The organism is Tenacibaculum aiptasiae (genome assembly GCF_965221665.1).
GTDB classification, from domain to species: Bacteria; Bacteroidota; Bacteroidia; order Flavobacteriales; family Flavobacteriaceae; genus Polaribacter; species Polaribacter aiptasiae.
Genome location: NZ_CBDCSN010000002.1, coordinates 779,806 through 797,557, shown reverse-complemented (window position 1 = coordinate 797,557; position 17,752 = coordinate 779,806). Strand labels below are relative to the sequence as shown.

General features: G+C 30.4%; 17 protein-coding genes. 9 read left to right on the top strand and 8 right to left on the bottom strand.

The features are described from left to right. Positions 1-14: 14 nt before the first annotated feature. Together rbfA and ACOQN8_RS03945 are read left to right on the top strand one after the other, a co-directional pair. Complete coding sequence (rbfA, locus tag ACOQN8_RS03950; RefSeq protein ID WP_235273612.1) at positions 15-410, top strand: 30S ribosome-binding factor RbfA; 396 nt, start codon at positions 15-17, stop codon at positions 408-410. A 37-nt stretch (positions 411-447) separates the two neighbouring features. Then, a complete protein-coding gene (locus ACOQN8_RS03945; protein WP_420551687.1) occupies positions 448-1,650 on the top strand; it encodes an ABC transporter permease in 1,203 nt (400 codons plus the stop codon). 3 nt (positions 1,651-1,653) lie between these two features. Here ACOQN8_RS03945 and dusB read toward each other — a convergent pair whose 3' ends face one another. After that, positions 1,654-2,655: a tRNA dihydrouridine synthase DusB gene (gene dusB, locus ACOQN8_RS03940; protein ID WP_150899877.1), complete on the bottom strand. Its 1,002-nt coding sequence runs from the start codon at positions 2,653-2,655 to the stop codon at positions 1,654-1,656. Positions 2,656-2,758: 103 nt separating this feature from the next. On the opposite strand from dusB, the gene lepA reads away from it, so the two are divergent. After that, a complete protein-coding gene (gene lepA, locus ACOQN8_RS03935; protein WP_235273610.1) occupies positions 2,759-4,555 on the top strand; it encodes a translation elongation factor 4 in 1,797 nt (598 codons plus the stop codon). A gap of 33 nt (positions 4,556-4,588) precedes the next feature. On the opposite strand, the gene ACOQN8_RS03930 is transcribed toward lepA, so the two are convergent. The 4 genes from ACOQN8_RS03930 to ACOQN8_RS03915 form a co-directional block, all read right to left on the bottom strand. Then, the gene (locus ACOQN8_RS03930; protein ID WP_420551686.1) at positions 4,589-5,353 is read right to left on the bottom strand and encodes a LytR/AlgR family response regulator transcription factor; all 765 of its coding nucleotides are present in this window, start codon (positions 5,351-5,353) and stop codon (positions 4,589-4,591) included. Between the two features lie 4 nt (positions 5,354-5,357). Beyond that, positions 5,358-6,365 carry a sensor histidine kinase gene (locus tag ACOQN8_RS03925; RefSeq protein WP_420551685.1) on the bottom strand — a complete coding sequence of 336 codons (1,008 nt, stop codon included), beginning with the start codon at positions 6,363-6,365 and terminating at the stop codon, positions 5,358-5,360. Between the two features lie 69 nt (positions 6,366-6,434). After that, positions 6,435-8,807: a TonB-dependent receptor gene (locus ACOQN8_RS03920; protein ID WP_420551684.1), complete on the bottom strand. Its 2,373-nt coding sequence runs from the start codon at positions 8,805-8,807 to the stop codon at positions 6,435-6,437. Positions 8,808-9,014: 207 nt separating this feature from the next. After that, positions 9,015-9,713: a zinc metallopeptidase gene (locus ACOQN8_RS03915; RefSeq protein WP_420551683.1), complete on the bottom strand. Its 699-nt coding sequence runs from the start codon at positions 9,711-9,713 to the stop codon at positions 9,015-9,017. Positions 9,714-9,810: 97 nt separating this feature from the next. Between ACOQN8_RS03915 and ACOQN8_RS03910 the strand changes: the two genes are divergently transcribed. The 6 genes from ACOQN8_RS03910 to ACOQN8_RS03885 all read left to right on the top strand — a co-directional run bounded on the left by ACOQN8_RS03910 (position 9,811) and on the right by ACOQN8_RS03885 (position 14,141). Continuing rightward, complete coding sequence (locus ACOQN8_RS03910) at positions 9,811-10,842, top strand: asparaginase (RefSeq protein WP_420551682.1); 1,032 nt, start codon at positions 9,811-9,813, stop codon at positions 10,840-10,842. A 254-nt stretch (positions 10,843-11,096) separates the two neighbouring features. Then, positions 11,097-11,816 (top strand): MotA/TolQ/ExbB proton channel family protein, encoded by a 720-nt coding sequence (locus ACOQN8_RS03905; protein WP_420551681.1) that lies wholly within the window; start codon positions 11,097-11,099, stop codon positions 11,814-11,816. A gap of 8 nt (positions 11,817-11,824) precedes the next feature. Continuing rightward, positions 11,825-12,262, top strand: coding sequence for a hypothetical protein (locus tag ACOQN8_RS03900; protein WP_420551680.1), 438 nt, complete (start codon positions 11,825-11,827; stop codon positions 12,260-12,262). A gap of 6 nt (positions 12,263-12,268) precedes the next feature. Beyond that, on the top strand, positions 12,269-12,895 hold the full coding sequence (locus tag ACOQN8_RS03895; protein WP_420551679.1) for an ExbD/TolR family protein: 627 nt from the start codon (positions 12,269-12,271) through the stop codon (positions 12,893-12,895). Between the two features lie 18 nt (positions 12,896-12,913). Continuing rightward, on the top strand, positions 12,914-13,384 hold the full coding sequence (locus ACOQN8_RS03890; protein ID WP_420551678.1) for an ExbD/TolR family protein: 471 nt from the start codon (positions 12,914-12,916) through the stop codon (positions 13,382-13,384). 82 nt (positions 13,385-13,466) lie between these two features. Further along, on the top strand, positions 13,467-14,141 hold the full coding sequence (locus tag ACOQN8_RS03885) for a porin family protein (RefSeq protein WP_420551677.1): 675 nt from the start codon (positions 13,467-13,469) through the stop codon (positions 14,139-14,141). On the opposite strand, the gene ACOQN8_RS03880 is transcribed toward ACOQN8_RS03885, so the two are convergent. The 3 genes from ACOQN8_RS03880 to asnS form a co-directional block, all read right to left on the bottom strand. Next, entirely contained in the window at positions 14,136-14,738 is a 603-nt protein-coding gene (locus ACOQN8_RS03880) for a hypothetical protein (RefSeq protein WP_420551676.1), read from the bottom strand. The two genes, ACOQN8_RS03885 and ACOQN8_RS03880, sit on opposite strands and share 6 nt — an antisense overlap. After that, the gene (gene rpoN, locus ACOQN8_RS03875) at positions 14,738-16,201 is read right to left on the bottom strand and encodes an RNA polymerase factor sigma-54 (protein WP_150900133.1); all 1,464 of its coding nucleotides are present in this window, start codon (positions 16,199-16,201) and stop codon (positions 14,738-14,740) included. The genes ACOQN8_RS03880 and rpoN overlap by 1 nt, the downstream gene beginning before the upstream one ends. An 83-nt stretch (positions 16,202-16,284) precedes the next feature. Further along, on the bottom strand, positions 16,285-17,718 hold the full coding sequence (asnS, locus tag ACOQN8_RS03870) for an asparagine--tRNA ligase (protein WP_420551675.1): 1,434 nt from the start codon (positions 17,716-17,718) through the stop codon (positions 16,285-16,287). Positions 17,719-17,752 lie beyond the last annotated feature (34 nt).

The following is a 17,752-nucleotide window of genomic DNA, read 5'->3' as shown; positions in this document are numbered from 1 at the left end:
CCTAAATTTGCAGCATGGAAGAAACAAATAGACAACGAAAAATTGCAGGTGTACTGCAACAAGATTTAGTAGATGTTTTGCAGCGTGCTGCGCAAGATGGAATGAAGGGAGTGATTATATCGGTATCAAAAGTTTCTGTTACTGCTGATTTAGGAGTGGCAAAAGTGTATTTGAGTGTTTTTCCTTCTGAAAAAAGAGATGAAATTATTGAGGGTGTTAAATCTAACACACCATTAATACGCCATGAATTAGCACAAAGAACTAAAAACCAACTTAGGAGAATGCCTGAATTATTGTTTTTTGGAGATGATAGTTTAGATTATATTGAAGATATTGATAAGTCTTTAAAAGGAGGAGATGTCGATCCTATTAAAAATCCAGAGATTTTACCACGTCGCCAAAAACGTTAATAAATTTGTTTACATTGCTACTTAGATTTATTAATAGTTGAATTTTCCTTTATACATAGCTAAAAGATACTTGTTTTCGAAAGCAAGCACCAATGCAATAAACATTATAACTTTTATAACTGTTTTTGGTGTTGTTGTTGGAACCTTAGCTTTGTTTATAATTTTATCAGGGTTTTCAGGATTGAGAACATTTAGTGATTCTTTACTTCAAGATTCAGATCCAGATATTAAAATATCAGCAGTTAAAGGAAAAACTATTAAGTATTCTGATGATATTTATCAAAAAATAATAGTAAACGATGAAGTGTTAGCTGTATCTAAAGTGATAGAAGAGCGTGTTTTCTTAAGTTATAAGGATAAAAATCAAATAGCCTATATAAAAGGGGTAGAGCAAAACTATAATCAAATTTTACCTGTAGACTCTCTTTTAAGAGTTGGAACATGGATAGATCCAGAATTTAGAAATACAGCCGTATTAGGTTATGGTATTGGGTATAAACTGTCATTAGGAATAATGAATTTTGGTGAACCTTTAAAAATCTTGGTTCCCAAGCCAGGAAAGGGGTTTGTGAATCCAAATAATGCTTTTAATTCTGTGCCAGTTCAAATAATAGGAGTCTATAAAGGTTCAGAAGAATTTGAGGGTAAATTTGTTTTTACAGAAGTTGAACTAGCTCAGAAATTGCTTAATTATAAAGACAATCAATTTACGGCTATAGAATTAAAACTAAAAGAAGGTGTTGATTTAGATAACTATCAATCTAGTTTACAGGAAAGTTTAGGAGAGGCTTTCAAAGTGCAAACCAGAGCACAATTAAATACGGTGTATTATAAAGTAGTAAATACAGAAAACTTTATTTCTTATTTAATTTTTACATTGATTATAGCTATTGCATTGTTTAATGTAATAGGTTCAATTATTATGATGATAATTGATAAAAAACAAAACCTAAAAACTTTAGTCGATTTAGGAAGTACAATAGAAAAAATAAAAAGAATTTTTGTCTTACAAGGCTTTTTACTTACCCTAGTAGGAATGGGTATTGGGCTTTTAATTGGAATTGTTTTGGTGTTAATTCAGCAAAAATTCGAATTATTTATGATTACAGAAACCTTAGCCTATCCCGTAGAGTTTAGGTGGTTTAATTTATTCTTAGTAATGCTTACAATTTCAATACTAGGTTATGTAGCGGCAAAAATTGCAAGCTCAAGAATATCAAAAGCATTTATTGAGAAATAAAGCTTATTTTATTTCAGGAATAGTAGCGTTTCCAAATTTAGCTTCCACTTCATTAAAAGTAGCAAAAACATCTTTAGGATCGTCAGAAGTAACCATTTTCATACGATAATCTTTAAAATGAGGAATACCTTTAAAGTAGTTTGTGTAATGTCTTCTTGTCTCAACAACACCTAAACGTTCCCCTTTCCAGTCAATAGACATTTCTAAATGACGACGAGCCATTTCAACACGTTGTGCTATGGTAGGTTTTGCTAAGTGTTCACCAGTTTTAAAGAAGTGTTTTACTTCGTTAAAAAACCAAGGGTACCCTATAGAAGCTCTACCAATCATACAACCGTCTAAACCATATTCATCACGCATTTCCATTGCTCTTTCAGGAGAAGTAACATCACCGTTTCCAAAAACAGGAATGTGCATTCTTTGATTGTTTTTTACTTGTGCAATTGGCTTCCAGTCGGCATCACCTTTATACATTTGAGCACGAGTACGACCATGTATAGCAATAGCTTTGCATCCTACATCTTGTAAACGTTCAGCTACTTCAACGATTCTTATAGAATCATGATCCCAACCTAAACGAGTTTTAACAGTTACGGGAAGTTTGGTATGTTTTACCATAGCTTCTGTAAGTTTAACCATTAAATCGATATCTTTTAAAATACCAGCACCTGCACCTTTAGAAACTACTTTCTTTACAGGACAACCAAAATTAATATCAATAATATCTGGATTTGATTTTTCAACTATCTCTACAGTTTTAAGCATAGAGTCTAGGTTAGCTCCAAATATTTGAATTCCAACAGGGCGTTCTTTCTCGTAAATATCTAATTTCATTACGCTTTTTGCAGCATCACGAATTAGTCCTTCCGAAGAAATAAATTCAGTATAAACCACATCTGCACCGTTTTCTTTACATAAAGCTCTAAACGGTGGATCACTCACATCTTCCATCGGCGCTAATAAAAGCGGGAAATCAGGAAGTTCTATATCTCCAATTTTTACCATGTTGCAAAGTTACTTTTTATTTTTTTATTGAATAAATTTTTATTTGTGGATGCATTTTACATAAAGTATCTTTGTCGACTATAAGAAGTTAGAAATACGACGAATGAAGAAAATTAGAAATTTTTGCATTATTGCACATATTGATCATGGTAAAAGTACACTTGCTGATAGATTATTAGACTATACAGGTTCTGTGTCAGAACGTGAAAAGCAAAATCAGTTACTAGATAATATGGATCTGGAGCGTGAACGTGGAATTACGATTAAATCGCACGCAATTCAAATGGATTATAAATATAATGGAGAAGATTATATTTTAAACTTAATTGATACTCCAGGGCACGTAGATTTCTCTTATGAAGTTTCTCGTTCTATTGCAGCTTGTGAAGGAGCTTTGTTAATTGTAGATGCAGCGCAAAGTATACAAGCACAAACAATTTCTAACTTATACTTAGCGTTAGAAAACGATTTAGAAATAATTCCAGTTTTAAACAAGGTAGATTTACCATCAGCAAATCCTGAAGAAGTTACAGATGATATTGTAGATTTATTAGGTTGTGAGCCAGAAGATGTAATTCATGCAAGTGGTAAAACTGGTTTTGGAGTTGATAATATTTTAGCAGCAATTATTGATAAAATTCCTGCTCCTGAAGGAAATCCAGATGCGCCATTAAAAGCATTAATTTTCGATTCTGTATACAATTCTTATAGAGGGATTGAAACTTATTTTAGAGTAATAGATGGTTCTATTAAAAAGAACCAACGTATTAAATTCATGGCAACAGGGAAAGAGTATGGAGCTGATGAAGTAGGTACTTTAAAGTTAGAGCAAGTTGTTAAGCAAGAAATTAAAACAGGAGATGTAGGGTATTTAATTACTGGAATTAAAACAGCTAAAGAAGTAAAAGTAGGAGATACTATTACTGATTTTGCAAACCCTACTACCGATACTATTGATGGTTTTGAAGATGTAAAGCCAATGGTTTTTGCTGGTATTTATCCAGTAGATACCGAAGATTATGAAGAGTTAAGGGCTTCAATGGAAAAACTACAGTTGAATGATGCATCTTTAGTTTTTCAACCTGAAAGTTCAGCGGCTTTAGGATTTGGTTTCCGTTGTGGATTCTTAGGAATGTTACACATGGAGATTATTCAAGAGCGTTTGGAGCGTGAATTTAACATGACCGTTATTACAACAGTACCTAACGTATCTTATCATGCTTTTACAAAGAAAAATCCTGATGATATTATTATTGTTAATAACCCAACAGATTTACCAGATCCGTCGAAATTAGACAGGGTAGAAGAGCCGTTTATTAAAGCTTCTATTATAACAAAATCTGACTTTGTTGGTCAAGTAATGAGTCTTTGTATTGAAAAGCGTGGACAAATTGTAAATCAAACTTATTTAACTCCTCAACGTGTTGAGTTAATTTTTGATATGCCTTTAGCAGAAATTGTATTTGATTTTTACGATAGATTGAAAACAGTTTCTAAAGGATATGCTTCTTTTGATTATTCGCCTATTGGAATGCAAAAATCTAAATTAGTACGTGTAGATATGCTATTAAATGGACAAACTGTTGATGCGCTTTCTGCCTTATTGCATGATAGTAATGCATATACTATAGGTAAAAGAATTTGTGAGAAATTGAAAGAATTAATTCCACGTCAACAATTCGATATTCCAATTCAAGCAGCTATTGGAGCAAAAATTATAGCCCGTGAAACAGTGAAAGCACTTCGTAAAGATGTAACGGCTAAGTGTTATGGAGGTGATATTTCTCGTAAACGTAAGTTATTAGAAAAGCAGAAAAAAGGAAAGAAACGTATGCGTCAAGTAGGTAACGTAGAAATACCACAGCAAGCGTTTATGGCAGTTTTAAAACTGAACGATTAAATAAAATTAAAGCATCGAGTAATCGATGCTTTTTTAGTTTTCCAACCATTTTCTAAAATCGGCAGTAGTTGAAGAACTAGTCATTGGTTTTTCTTTAATACCTTTCATACTAATTAATAAACGGTTTTTAAAATGATTTTCAATATTTTCGATATAATCTATATTGATAATTTCACTTCTATTGATTTTGAAGAATTTAGTAGGATTTAATTGTTTAAATGTTCCACCTAATGTTTGAGAGATATTGTGACGTTTTCCATTAAAGTCGGTAGCAATACAAAAATCTCCTGATGCTTCTATTAAACTAATATCCACAACATTTAAGAGTTGGATTCCTTTAGTTTTCTTTATAACAAATCGTTTCTTATAAGAATAGTTTTCTTCTTGTAAAGCAGATTTTAAGTTGGTTAAGGTTTCGTGGTTTAATTTATTGTAATCTCCTTGTTTAAATAGCTGTTGATATTTGTTAATGGCTTTATTAAAATCGTTTTTAGAATAAGGTTTTAAAATATAAGCAATTCCATTGGTGTTAAAAGCTTTAAACAAATAATCGTCATGTGCAGAACAAAATATAATAGGTATGTTGATGTTTAGTTCATCAAATAAATCAAAAGAAATACCATCTAACAATTGAATATCTGATAAAATAAAATCATAAGTGTTTTCTGTTAAGAATTTTTTTCCATCTGAATTTGTACGAGCTACATCATGAGAAAAATTTTCTCCAAAAGAGTCTTTCAAATAACTTATCAGTTTTTGATAAGCAGGTATTTCGTCTTCTAAAATTAAAATATTCATATTGTTAGTTTTCATCACTCAATTTAATGATAGGAATAGATATAATGAACTTATTAGTATTATTTCCTACAGCTATTTTTTTATCAGATAATAGCTCATAACGAGTTTGTAAATTCTCTAATCCTGTTCCTAAACTTTCCTTGTTCGGAGTATTGGTTTTGGTGTTTTTTACAGTTAGCCAACCTTCAGTTATGGTAATGTTTGTTTCTATAGGTTCTTTATTGGCTTTGTTGTGTTTTACTACGTTTTCTAAAAGGGTTTGTAATGCACCAGTAGGAATAAATTTGTTTGATATAGTTACTTTTTTTTCAATATTGAATTTGTAATCATTACCAAAACGAGTTTCAATTAAGAAAATATAGTTTTCAGCGAATTTCAATTCTTTTGAAAGTTCCATCACTTCTGCGTCTTTGGTTTGAATTAGATAGCGATAAATTAACGATAATCTATTAATGTATTCTTTTGCTTTTTCTGAATCTGAATCAATTAAGCTATCAAGTGTATTTAGATTATTGAACAAAAAATGAGGGTCTATTTGTGAGCGTAATAGTTTTAACTCACTTTCTTTTTGCTGTTTTTCTATTTTTAAGAACTGATTTTGACCTTCATAGAATTTCTTCATCAATAATATTCCTAAAGGAAAGCCAACCATGTCAGTTGCATTATATAAGCCTTTTTGTAAAAACAAAAAAACATTTGATATTTGATTTAAAGACTTGCCAGCACTTAGTCTTCCAATAATATTATCTAAAGTACCAAGTAAGGTTAATAATAATATGGCTATAATAAAAAAAAGAAGAAACTTTTTTTGTTTGATTAATAGTTTAGGAACTAATATTTGAATAAAAATTAGAATTATAGTTATAGAAATTAGTGTGGAAGTAGGAAAATCAATAATGTATTCAATTAACTTATTTCCCTCTCTGTAGTAATCAAAGCAATTAAGTATAATAGTTGCTCCGAATATAACAAAGAGAATTAACCAGTCTGATTTATTAAGTTTAGTATCCATAGAAATTTAAGTTAGACATCACAAGTTATGAATTTTGTGATGTCCATATAAAAACAAAAGTATAAGAAATTAGTTATTGTCTTGAATTCTATTTTCTTCATCTCTAGAAGAATTACGTTTTGATTTTTTCTTTCCGAATTTTGATCCAAAACTATATACAAATCTCAATTGAATGTTTTGACGCGACCCATTACTTTCTACTTTGGCTGTACCATTACCGTAATCGATTCTTCCATTAAAACCACGGTCTAACATTTTATTAAAACCAAGATTTACTTTTAACTTGTTGTCTAAGAATTTTTTTCCGAATGAAAAGTCTAAACCAGCTAACCAATCAACTTCTATTTGGCCTTCTAAGGCACCAGTTCCATAATTAGCACTAAGTTCAAAGTTTACATCCCAAGGTAGTTTGTAGTTTGCTTGAGCAAACCAAAATAAGTTCCATTTAGATAAGTTTACATTGTGTATTGCTGAGTTGTAAGAGTTTTTATTAACGATAAATCCTGTATAACCTTCTAAACCTTTAACAAAACTCAATGGAGCGAATAATCTAAAGTTCCAATTAGTAAAATCTTCAACGTTTACTGCCTGTTGTCTAATTTGAGCAGTTGTGTTGTTTTGTTTTATTAAGTCGAAAATAACATCGTTTGTTTTACTGTAGCCTACTGTAAAAAATGGTTGACCATCATAAGTTAAATTAAACTGATAGTTGTTTGTAAAAGCAGGTCTTAAACTTGGATTTCCTTCACCAGCTGAAAAAGGATCTAAGAAAGTAGCAAATGAATTCAAACTATTATATGAAGGTCTTCTAATTCGATAACTATAAGATAGACTAGCTCCAATACTTTCGGTTATTTTTCTACTAACTGATGCACTAGGAAATAGTTTGCTAATAGGTCTTTTCTTTACTTCGTTTACCATTTGACCGTTTTTTAAAAAAATAGAAGTTCCGTCAGTGTTACTATCTTCATAACGTAATCCTCCAGAAAAGGTCCATTTCCCTGCAGTAGCATTAACTTTTGAGTAAATTGCAAATATTTTTTCGTCTACTAAAAATCGACTGCTATTAGATTGGTCTAAATCAAAGCCATTTGAATTATTTTCTAAAAATGACTGTAAATCACTATCAGTTTTTACCATAGCATATTTACTTCCAATACTGAATTTAAAATTATCAGAAACAGTTTTGCTATAATCTACTTTATAAGTTTTAATAGTGTATTTTCCATCTTGTATATATCTTCTGTCTTTAAAAGGAAGCGTGCTTCCTGCTACGTCAGATAAAGTATTGGTATTGTCATTTTTATAATCGATATAATTAAAATCTATAAATAATTTATCGGTATCAGACTTATATTCATAGTATGGGTTAATATTGAAATCTATTCTATCTCTGTCAAAAGTGTTTTCTGAAAAAAGAGTGTTTGTTGTTAAACTGCTAGAAATGATGGTTTTACTAGTTGCAGTTCTGTCGGATTTCCTGTTGTTCCAACGTCCACCAATTCCAATAGAATGTTTATCGTTTATGTAATAATCTAAGTTACCGCTAAAAGTAAGGTTGTTCGGTTTATATGGTTCTTTGGTTACTTGATCATAAGTTTCGTTTTCAACAGTTCTAACTAAAAACAAATCATCTCTCCATGTAGGCTGTGAATGACTAATACTTGTTTGCCAATTTAATTTGTTTTTATAACTAGCAATAGAAGCTCTAGTTCCATATTCAAAACCTTCATCTTCACCAATCCATCCAGTTAAACTACCATGAGTACCTAAACGAACATTTTTCTTTAGAATAATGTTTATGATAGCTCCTGAACCAGAAGCATCATATTCGGCACCTGGCTGTTCTACTACTTCAACTTTAGCAATATTATCAGCAGGAAAATCACGAAGTAAACTCTGAACATCCATATATTCAGTGGTTTTTCCATTAATCAGAATTCTTACCCCGCTTTTTCCAGCAATAGAAATTCCATTGTTTGTAACTAATACCCCAGGAACTTTACGCATTACATCTTGTAAGTTAGAATTAACCATTTCGGTTTTTTCTAAATCAACTACCAACTTTTCCGCAGTTTGTTTTATTATAGGTCTTTTAGATTTTACAACAACTTCATTTAAAGTTTGACTTTCTTCTTGTAAAGTGAAGTTGAAAGTTTTATTAGAAGATAATTGAAACTCTGCAACCTTTTCGCTTTTAAAGCCTAAAGTAGTGACAGTTATTTGGTACTTTCCTTTTTCAATGTTTTTTATAGAATAATTTCCATCTTCATCTGTAATAGTCCCTTTAGGTTGCCCAGGATTATCTACACTATAAAGTATAACATTAATAAAGGGTAATGGTTTTTTCTGATTGTCAACAATTTTTCCGCTTATGTTGTATTGAGCATGGGCAGTAATTATGGTAATTAATACAAATAAAATAGTAGTAATAGCTTTCATATCTTTTTTTATTTAACACTTCAAAAGTGTGTTCTTCTTGAAAATTAAAAAATAGAAATCTGATAAAGCGGGTTAATTTTCCGATGAATAGATTTTTATTTCCTATAACCTTAAAGACGCAATTAGATATGAAATGGTTTTCTGAAGTCATAAAAAAAGCTTCGAATATATTTCGAAGCTTTTGATGTTTTAGTAAATATAATTTTGTTAATCTCTGTTGCCTAATACTCTTAACGCCCAGTATAGTAGCATAGCTAAAGATCCTAAAGCAGCAACTAAATAGGTTCTAGCAGCCCATTTTAAAGCGTCTTTTGATCCAGCTAATTCTTCTCTAGTAACTATGTGTTTGTTTTCTAACCATGCTAAAGCTCTATTACTAGCATCATATTCAACAGGTAAAGTGATGAAGCTAAATAAAGTACCTAAAGCCATAAATATTAAACCAGCTACAGCTATTAATTGTCCAATGCCTGGTTGTCCAGCACCAGCACCTAGTATAATACCACCAATAACCATGTATTGAGAAAATCGTGATGAAATGCTAACTATAGGTACAAGTTTTGAACGCATTTGTAACCATTGATATGCTTGAGCATGTTGTACAGCATGACCAACTTCGTGTGCAGCTACAGCAGCAGCGGCAGCATTTCTTTGATTATATACAGCCTCACTTAAATTAACAGTTCTGTTTACAGGATTATAATGATCGGTGAGTCTACCAGGAGTAGAAATTACTTTTACGTTAAAAATTCCATGATCGGCTAACATTTTCTCAGCTATTTCAGCACCACTCATCCTATTTCTTAAGTGTACTTGAGAATATTTTTTAAACTTTCTTTGTAGCGTATTACTTACTAGCCAACTAAATAATGTAATAACACCAATTATTGCATAAAAACCTAACATAATATAGTATTGTTTTAAAATTTTTGTGTCATTTTTGTTCGATAAATTTACAACATAAATTATTCCATTTTAGAATTTAATAATATAAGATGTCAAAATGACAAATAAGCCTAAGATTTTAATTGTATATACAGGGGGAACTATTGGAATGGTTAAAGATTATAATACAGGAGCATTAAAAGCTTTTGATTTTAGTCAAATTTCAAATAAGATTCCAGAATTACAACAACTACATTGTGATATTTCTACTATATCTTTTGAAGAACCTATTGATTCTTCAAACATGAATGTGAATTATTATATCAATATAGCTGAAATTATTTCTGATAACTATGACAAGTTTGATGGATTTGTAGTATTAACAGGTTCTGATACGATGTCGTATACATCATCAGCTATTAGTTTTATGTTTGAAAATTTACAAAAGCCCGTCATTTTTACTGGATCTCAATTGCCGATAGGAGATTTAAGAACGGATGCAAAAGAAAATTTAATTACCTCTATACAAGTAGCTTCTACATATGAAAATAATAAGCCTGTTATTCAGGAAGTAGGTTTGTATTTTGAATATAAGTTGTATAGGGCAAACAGAACAACGAAAATTAATGCAGAGCAATTTGAGGCTTTTGCTTCCATGAATTACCCTCCTTTAGCAGAAAGTGGAGTTCACTTAAATTTTAATTATTCTCTTTTATTAAAACCTAATAAAAAAGAAGAGAAATTAGTTTTTAGAAAGAAATTAGACAATAATGTCGCTATTTTAAAGTTATTTCCTGGTATTACAGAGTCGGTTGTAAAAAGTTTTATAAATATACCTAATTTGAAAGGTATTATTTTAGAAACATATGGTTCTGGAAATGCACCTACACAAAAGTGGTTTATAGATTTATTAGAAAAAGCTGTTGATAAAGGAGTTTACATTGTGAATGTAACTCAGTGTGCTGGAGGTAGCATTATCATGGGGCATTATGAAACTAGTTCTGAGTTAAAACGTATTGGAATTGTTGATGGAAAAGACATTACAACCGAAACAGCGGTAGCAAAAATGATGTATTTACTAGGAGAGAAGTTATCAAAAGACGAATTTAAACACTATTTTGAAACTTCTTTAAGAGGAGAAATTAACTAATTTGTAAATAAATCGTTAAATTTACCGCTATAACTACTTGAAATAGTAGTTAAAAGAATAAAAATGAGCCGTAAGTATATAAATACTACTGTTTTTTTTTAATGTCCCAACAATTTTTTGTTACTTGGCACTCTGAAAAAATAAAAAAGTGTAATAAGTACAAGAAAAGAATTACTTATTAATAAAAAATTAAGTTGTTCACAGTAAAATTTGTATTTTTAAACCGTTAACTATTTAAAATTAATTATAACAAAATGAAAAAAGTAGTAAATATCCTAACTATTACAGGATTTATGTTTTTAGGAGCTATTCAGTCAACTTATGCTCAGGCAGCTGAAGCGGACAAAACTTTTCACCAAGAGTTAAAACAACGTTTTATTGAAGGAGATCCTAAATTTATGGGGATTGTATTAGTAGCTTTAATATTAGGTTTAGCTATTGCTATTGAAAGAATCATTTACTTAAACATGGCTACAACTAATACAAAGAAATTAGTTGCTAGTATCGATGATGCTTTAAGTTCAGGTGGTGTTGAAGCTGCAAAAGAAGTTTGTAGAAATACAAAAGGTCCTGTTGCATCTATCTTTTACCAAGGATTAGAAAGAGCAGATGAAGGTTTAGAAGCTGCTGAAAAAGCTGTAGTAGGATATGGGGGAGTTCAAATGGGATTATTAGAGAAAAACGTTTCTTGGTTATCTTTATTTATTGCATTAGCACCAATGTTAGGATTCATGGGAACTGTAATAGGTATGATTCAAGCATTTGATACTATTGCTGTACAAAATGATATTTCTCCTGCAACAGTTGCTGGTGGTATTAAAATTGCACTTTTAACAACAGTATTTGGTCTTATCGTAGCAATTATATTACAGATTTTTTACAACTATATCGTATCTAAAATTGATAGTATCGTAAACAACATGGAAGATGCTTCAATTTCTTTAATCGACTTATTAGCTAAGTATAAAAAATAATAAATCATATGAATAATAAAGTATTAACATTACTTATAACCTTAATATCAATTATTGGTGCGGGGTTATTTGTAAACGTTGTTAGAATAGATGAAGAAAATCTCGAAGCACTTTCTAGTGCTGTTGGGCCTTTAGTTACTTATTCAACATGGTTATTAATAGGAGTAGTTGTAGTAGCTATTGTTGCTTCTTTATGGGGGATGTTTAAAAACCCTGCAGCATTAAAGAAAACATTATTAGGACTTGTAGCTTTAGGAGTAGTATTTGCTATTTCTTATTTTATGGCATCTGATGGACAAGTATTAGCATCTGATGGATCAGAATTGTCTCCAGCTGGAAGTACTTCTAAATGGGTTGGTACAGGAATCACTTATAGTGTGTTTTTAGGAGCTATCGCTAGTGTATTCTTTATATGGGATTTATTGAAAGGAATTATTAAATCATAAAAAATTATGGCAAGAAGAGAAAACCCAGAAATTAATGCAGGTTCGATGGCAGATATTGCATTCTTGCTACTAATCTTTTTCCTTGTAACAACTACTATGGATGTCGATTCAGGTATCCCTAAGAAGTTAGCTGAAAAAACAGAAGTTGAACCACCTAAAATTAAAGAGAAAAATATTTTTCAAATCACTATTAACAGAAATAATGAATTGTTCGTAGAAGATGAAGTTATGGAGTTGAAGGATTTAAGAAATGCAGCTTTAAAGTTTATAGATAACGGTGGAGGTGTTGGTAATCCAATGCCTGGAAAAGATGCAGGAGCACCTTGTGATTACTGTAAAGGAGAAAAAGACCCAGCGTCTTCAGATCATCCAAATAAGGCAGTTATTTCCGTAGAGAGTGATAGAGGTACTGAGTATGGTATTTATGTTAGTGTTCAAAATGAATTATTAAAAGCATATACTATATTACGTAACAGACTATGTCAGGAAAAATATGGAATAAGTTTTACAGAGCTAGAACAAGCTTTTAAAGATAGTGCTAGGAAAGATCAATCCTTAAGAAAAAAGGTAGAAGATATAAAGAGTAGTTACCCTCAAATTATATCTGATTCAGAGCCTACTAATGTTCAATAATATTAAAACAATTTAAGTATGTCTAAATTTAGAAAGAAAAAAAAGGAAGTGCCTGCAGTTAATACGTCTGCATTACCTGATATTGTTTTCATGTTATTATTCTTTTTCATGGTAACAACTGTGATGAGAGAAACAGATTTAGCAATTGAGAACCCTCGTTTGCCAAGTGCAAGTGAAGTAAAAAAACTTGAACGTAAAAGTTTAGTAAGCACAATTTACGTGGGTAAGGCAAAAGATGCTAAGTATGGAACTAGTTATAATAGAATTCAGTTAAATGATAAGATTGCTACACCTGATGATGTACCAGCTTTTATCTTTTTAGAAAGAAGTAATGTGTCTGAAGCTGAAGTTCCTTTTATGACTACTTCTTTAAAAATGGATAAAGAATCTAGTGTAGGTACATTAGCAGATATTCGTGAGAAATTAAGAGATGTTAATGCTCTTAAATTAAGTTTATCTACTCACAAATCAAATGAAATTCCTAAGTAATTACATTTAAATAATTAAAAAAGAGCAATCTCATGATTGCTCTTTTTTTATACAAAAAAACTATCTTTAGCGTTAGGTAATTATGAAAAACTATATTCAAGCAATTTTTTTACTGTTTTTAAGTGTTAGTGTTTACTCTCAAAAGGATTCTTTACAAATAGGAGATAAGTATTGGGAAGATCAGTTGTATATTGATGTAACTTATAATGTGTTAAATAGCCAGCCATTAGAGGTTGCTAAAAGTGGTTTTTCTTTTGGATTTTCTGGAGGTTATATAAAAGATATTCCAGTGATAAAAAGTGGTAAAATAGCTATTGGAGTAGGCTTAGGATACACTTTTGATTCCTTTAATCATAGTTTAAATATTTCAGAAACTGATAGAAATGTATTTGAGGTTAATAATACAATTACAGCTAATAAGTTAAAAACACATGCTATTGAAATACCTATTCAGTTTAGATGGAGAACTTCAACTGCTAAAACATATTCTTTTTGGAGAATTTATACAGGGATTAAGCTAAGTTATAGTTTTATTAATGTTTTTCGTTATAATAATGCCGCAGGTACTACTATTAGTTTTTCAAACATTTCTCAGTTTAATAAATTTCAAACAGGTTTAATATTGTCGGCTGGATATGGTACTTTTAACTTTCATGCCTATTATGGTTTAACATCTATGTTTAAAAATGCTGTATTAAATGGTAATCCAATAAATACTAAGGTAATTAAGTTTGGGTTGAGTTTTTATCTGTTATAATATATAGAAAGCTAAAAAAGGGCTAATTAAGCCAATAAAAAAACCAATATACACTTCTCTACTAGTATGAGCCTTTAAATGCAATCTTGAGGCTGCTAATATCCCAGAAAGTAAAATAAAAACTATAATTAAAGGTAGGATATTGATATTATGTATTTGTTGGAATAATAAAAAATAACCGGTTGCTGCTCCCATAGACAATAGATGTAAGCTGGTCTTTATTTTTGATATAAAAAGTAAATAAATTACAATTAACCCTAATACAACACCGAAAAATAAATAAGATAAATCTCTAATAATACTTATTTCAGCAAAGAATTTACCTACCATAAACAATAATGTCATCATAAAAAATATAGGAACTCGTCGTTCTTTAATTCCATGTACTTGAAATGATTTAATATAGTTTATACGTTTTAAAAAAATTAATAAAAGAAGTGGAATAATATAAGTGGCGGTAAAAACAATTCCCAATATGGTATATTGCTGTCGTGTACTTAAATTAATTGGAGTTAATATAAAATAAAGAATAATCCCAATCGTAGGCATTACAATTGGGTGAAGAATGGTTGATATGAACTTATACCAACGTTTCATTATATTTCTTTACGTAATCTGGCCACTGGTATGTCCAACTGTTCTCTATATTTAGCCACAGTTCTTCTAGCTATAGGATACCCCTTTTCTTTTAAGAGTTTAGATAATTTCTCATCAGTTAGAGGTTTTCTTTTTTCTTCTTCATTAATAACAGTCTCTAGAATCTTTTTAATCTCCCTAGTTGATACGTCTTCTCCTTGATCATTTTTCATTGATTCAGAGAAAAAGTCTTTAATTAACTTTGTACCATATGGGGTAGAAACATATTTACTATTAGCAACTCTCGATACTGTTGATACATCCATTTGAATTTCATCAGCAATATCCTTTAAAATCATCGGTTTTAACTTACGTTCATCACCAGTTAAGAAATACTCTTCTTGACGATGCATAATAGCATTCATGGTAACTAAAAGCGTTTGTTGACGTTGTTTTATAGCATCAATAAACCATTTAGCAGCATCTAATTTCTGTTTTATAAATAATACAGCATCTTTTTGAGCTTTGCTTTTTTCTTTAGATTTACTGTATCCTTTCAACATGTTGTTGTATTCTCTAGAAACATGCAATTCAGGAGCATTTCGAGAATTTAAAGTAAGTTCTAAATTACCATCAATAATGCGTATAGAGAAATCTGGAACAATTTGTTCTGCTATTTTATTATTACCAGCATACGAACTTCCAGGTTTTGGATTTAATTTACTTATTTCAGTAATTACTTCTTTTAATTGTTCCTCATCAATATCAAATTTTTCAAGAAGCTTTTTATAATGCTTCTTTACAAAATGATCAAAAGCATTTTCGAGAATATTTATCGCTAAAGAAGTACTTTTCTTTTCAGGTTTAGATTTAAGTTGAATAATTAAACATTCCTTCAAATCTAAAGCACCAACACCAATAGGGTCTAATCGTTGAACTACAGTTTTTAAAACAGTTGTTACCTTTTCTTCAGTTGTAAATACGTTTTGAGTAAAAGCTAAATCATCTACTAAATCAATAATATCTCTACGGATATAACCACTGTCATCTATACTTCCGACTAAAAATTCAGCAATAGCACGTTCTTCATCATCAATTCTAAAAGTATTTAATTGATTTTTTAAGGATTGATGAAAGGTAGTTCCAGCTGCATAAGGAACTTGTTTCTCATCATCATCAGATGAATAGTTATTTGCTTGAGTTTTATAGCTGGGAAATTCATCGTCACTTAAATACTCATCGATATTAATATCGTCTGTTTCAATTTTTTCGTTTCCAGTATCATCATACTCAGAATCATTAGATAAAGTATCTTCAAAACTTTCAGGTTCTTCTTTACCAGTATCTAAAGCTGGATTTTCCTCTATTTCTTGTTTTAAACGTTCTTCAAATGCTTGCGTAGGCAATTGAATTAGTTTCATCAACTGAATTTGTTGAGGAGATAATTTTTGTAATAATTTATGATGTAAACCTTGTTTTAGCATATCTACAAATATAAGAAAAGGCTTAAAAAAAAATCGCCATTCTATAAGGAATGACGATTGTGTTTATAAGTTTTATGATTTTTTTAAAACTCTGCGTTTTGAGGTGTTCTAGGAAATGGTATAACATCTCTAATATTACTCATACCTGTAGTAAATAATACTAAACGTTCAAATCCTAAACCAAAACCTGAATGCACAGCTGTACCAAATTTACGAGTATCTAAATACCACCATAATTCCTCTTCTGGAATATTTAAAGCAGCCATTTTCTCTTTTAATACATCTAAACGCTCCTCACGTTGTGATCCTCCAACCATTTCTCCAATACCAGGGAATAAAACATCCATAGCACGTACAGTTTTACCATCTTCATTTAAACGCATATAAAATGCTTTAATATCTGCAGGATAATCAAATAAGATTACTGGACATTTAAAGTGTTTTTCAACTAAATAACGCTCGTGTTCCGATTGTAAATCAACACCCCATTCGTTTACAGGGAATTGGAATTTTTTCTTCTTATTTGGCTTAGAGTTACGTAATATATCTATAGCTTCTGTATAAGAAACACGTTTAAAGTTGTTATCTACAACAAAGTTTAACTTTTCAATTAAAGTCATTTCACTACGTTGCGCTTGAGGTTTAGATTTTTCTTCTTGCGTTAAACGGTTGTCTAAAAATGCTAAATCATCTTTACAGTTATCTAATACATATTTTAAAACTGACTTAATAAAATCTTCAGATAAGTCCATGTTGGCATCTAAATCGTTGAATGCTACTTCAGGTTCAATCATCCAAAATTCAGCTAAATGACGTGTTGTATTAGAATTTTCAGCTCTAAATGTAGGTCCAAAAGTATATACTTTACCTAGTGCCATTGCATAAGTCTCAGCTTCTAATTGACCAGATACTGTTAAGTTTGTTTCTTTACCAAAGAAATCTTGAGTGTAATCTACATTACCCTCTTCATTTAATGGAGCTTTGTTAGCTTCAAAGTTTGTAACATGAAACATTTCACCAGCACCTTCAGCATCAGATCCAGTAATAATAGGTGTGTTTACATAGTTAAAACCATTTTCTTGAAAATATTTGTGAACAGCAAAAGATAAAGCTGAACGCACTCTCATAACAGCACTAAATGTATTTGTTCTAATGCGTAAATGCGCATTTTCACGTAAAAACTCAAGACTATGTCTTTTTGGTTGAATTGGATATTCATCAGGATTAGAATCACCTAAGATTTCTAAATCTGTCACTTGAACTTCAACTTTTTGTCCTTTACCTTGACTCTCAACTAATGTACCTGTAATGCTTACTGCAGCGCCAGTATTTATTCTTTTTAAAAGTTCTTCATTTGTATTTTCAAAATCGACAACACATTGAATATTATTAATAGTAGAACCATCATTTAGAGCAATAAAACGATTGCTTCTAAAAGTTCTAACCCATCCTTTTACATGTACTTCTTGTAAAAATTTTTCAGAATGTAATAATTCTTTAACGCTACTTCTTTTCATCTTTTAAAAATTGAAGAGCAAAGATACTTTTTTA

Bases quoted from the DNA above. Each gene is read 5' to 3' on its own strand.
- rbfA (WP_235273612.1), top strand. From the start codon at position 15: ATGGAAGAAACAAATAGACAACGAAAAATTGCAGGTGTACTGCAACAA.
- dusB (WP_150899877.1), bottom strand. From the start codon at position 2,655: ATGGTAAAAATTGGAGATATAGAACTTCCTGATTTCCCGCTTTTATTA.
- lepA (WP_235273610.1), top strand. From the start codon at position 2,759: ATGAAGAAAATTAGAAATTTTTGCATTATTGCACATATTGATCATGGT.
- ACOQN8_RS03930 (WP_420551686.1), bottom strand. From the start codon at position 5,353: ATGAATATTTTAATTTTAGAAGACGAAATACCTGCTTATCAAAAACTG.
- ACOQN8_RS03925 (WP_420551685.1), bottom strand. From the start codon at position 6,365: ATGGATACTAAACTTAATAAATCAGACTGGTTAATTCTCTTTGTTATA.
- ACOQN8_RS03920 (WP_420551684.1), bottom strand. From the start codon at position 8,807: ATGAAAGCTATTACTACTATTTTATTTGTATTAATTACCATAATTACT.
- ACOQN8_RS03915 (WP_420551683.1), bottom strand. From the start codon at position 9,713: ATGTTAGGTTTTTATGCAATAATTGGTGTTATTACATTATTTAGTTGG.
- ACOQN8_RS03910 (WP_420551682.1), top strand. From the start codon at position 9,811: ATGACAAATAAGCCTAAGATTTTAATTGTATATACAGGGGGAACTATT.
- ACOQN8_RS03905 (WP_420551681.1), top strand. From the start codon at position 11,097: ATGAAAAAAGTAGTAAATATCCTAACTATTACAGGATTTATGTTTTTA.
- ACOQN8_RS03900 (WP_420551680.1), top strand. From the start codon at position 11,825: ATGAATAATAAAGTATTAACATTACTTATAACCTTAATATCAATTATT.
- ACOQN8_RS03895 (WP_420551679.1), top strand. From the start codon at position 12,269: ATGGCAAGAAGAGAAAACCCAGAAATTAATGCAGGTTCGATGGCAGAT.
- ACOQN8_RS03890 (WP_420551678.1), top strand. From the start codon at position 12,914: ATGTCTAAATTTAGAAAGAAAAAAAAGGAAGTGCCTGCAGTTAATACG.
- ACOQN8_RS03885 (WP_420551677.1), top strand. From the start codon at position 13,467: ATGAAAAACTATATTCAAGCAATTTTTTTACTGTTTTTAAGTGTTAGT.
- ACOQN8_RS03880 (WP_420551676.1), bottom strand. From the start codon at position 14,738: ATGAAACGTTGGTATAAGTTCATATCAACCATTCTTCACCCAATTGTA.
- rpoN (WP_150900133.1), bottom strand. From the start codon at position 16,201: ATGCTAAAACAAGGTTTACATCATAAATTATTACAAAAATTATCTCCT.
- asnS (WP_420551675.1), bottom strand. From the start codon at position 17,718: ATGAAAAGAAGTAGCGTTAAAGAATTATTACATTCTGAAAAATTTTTA.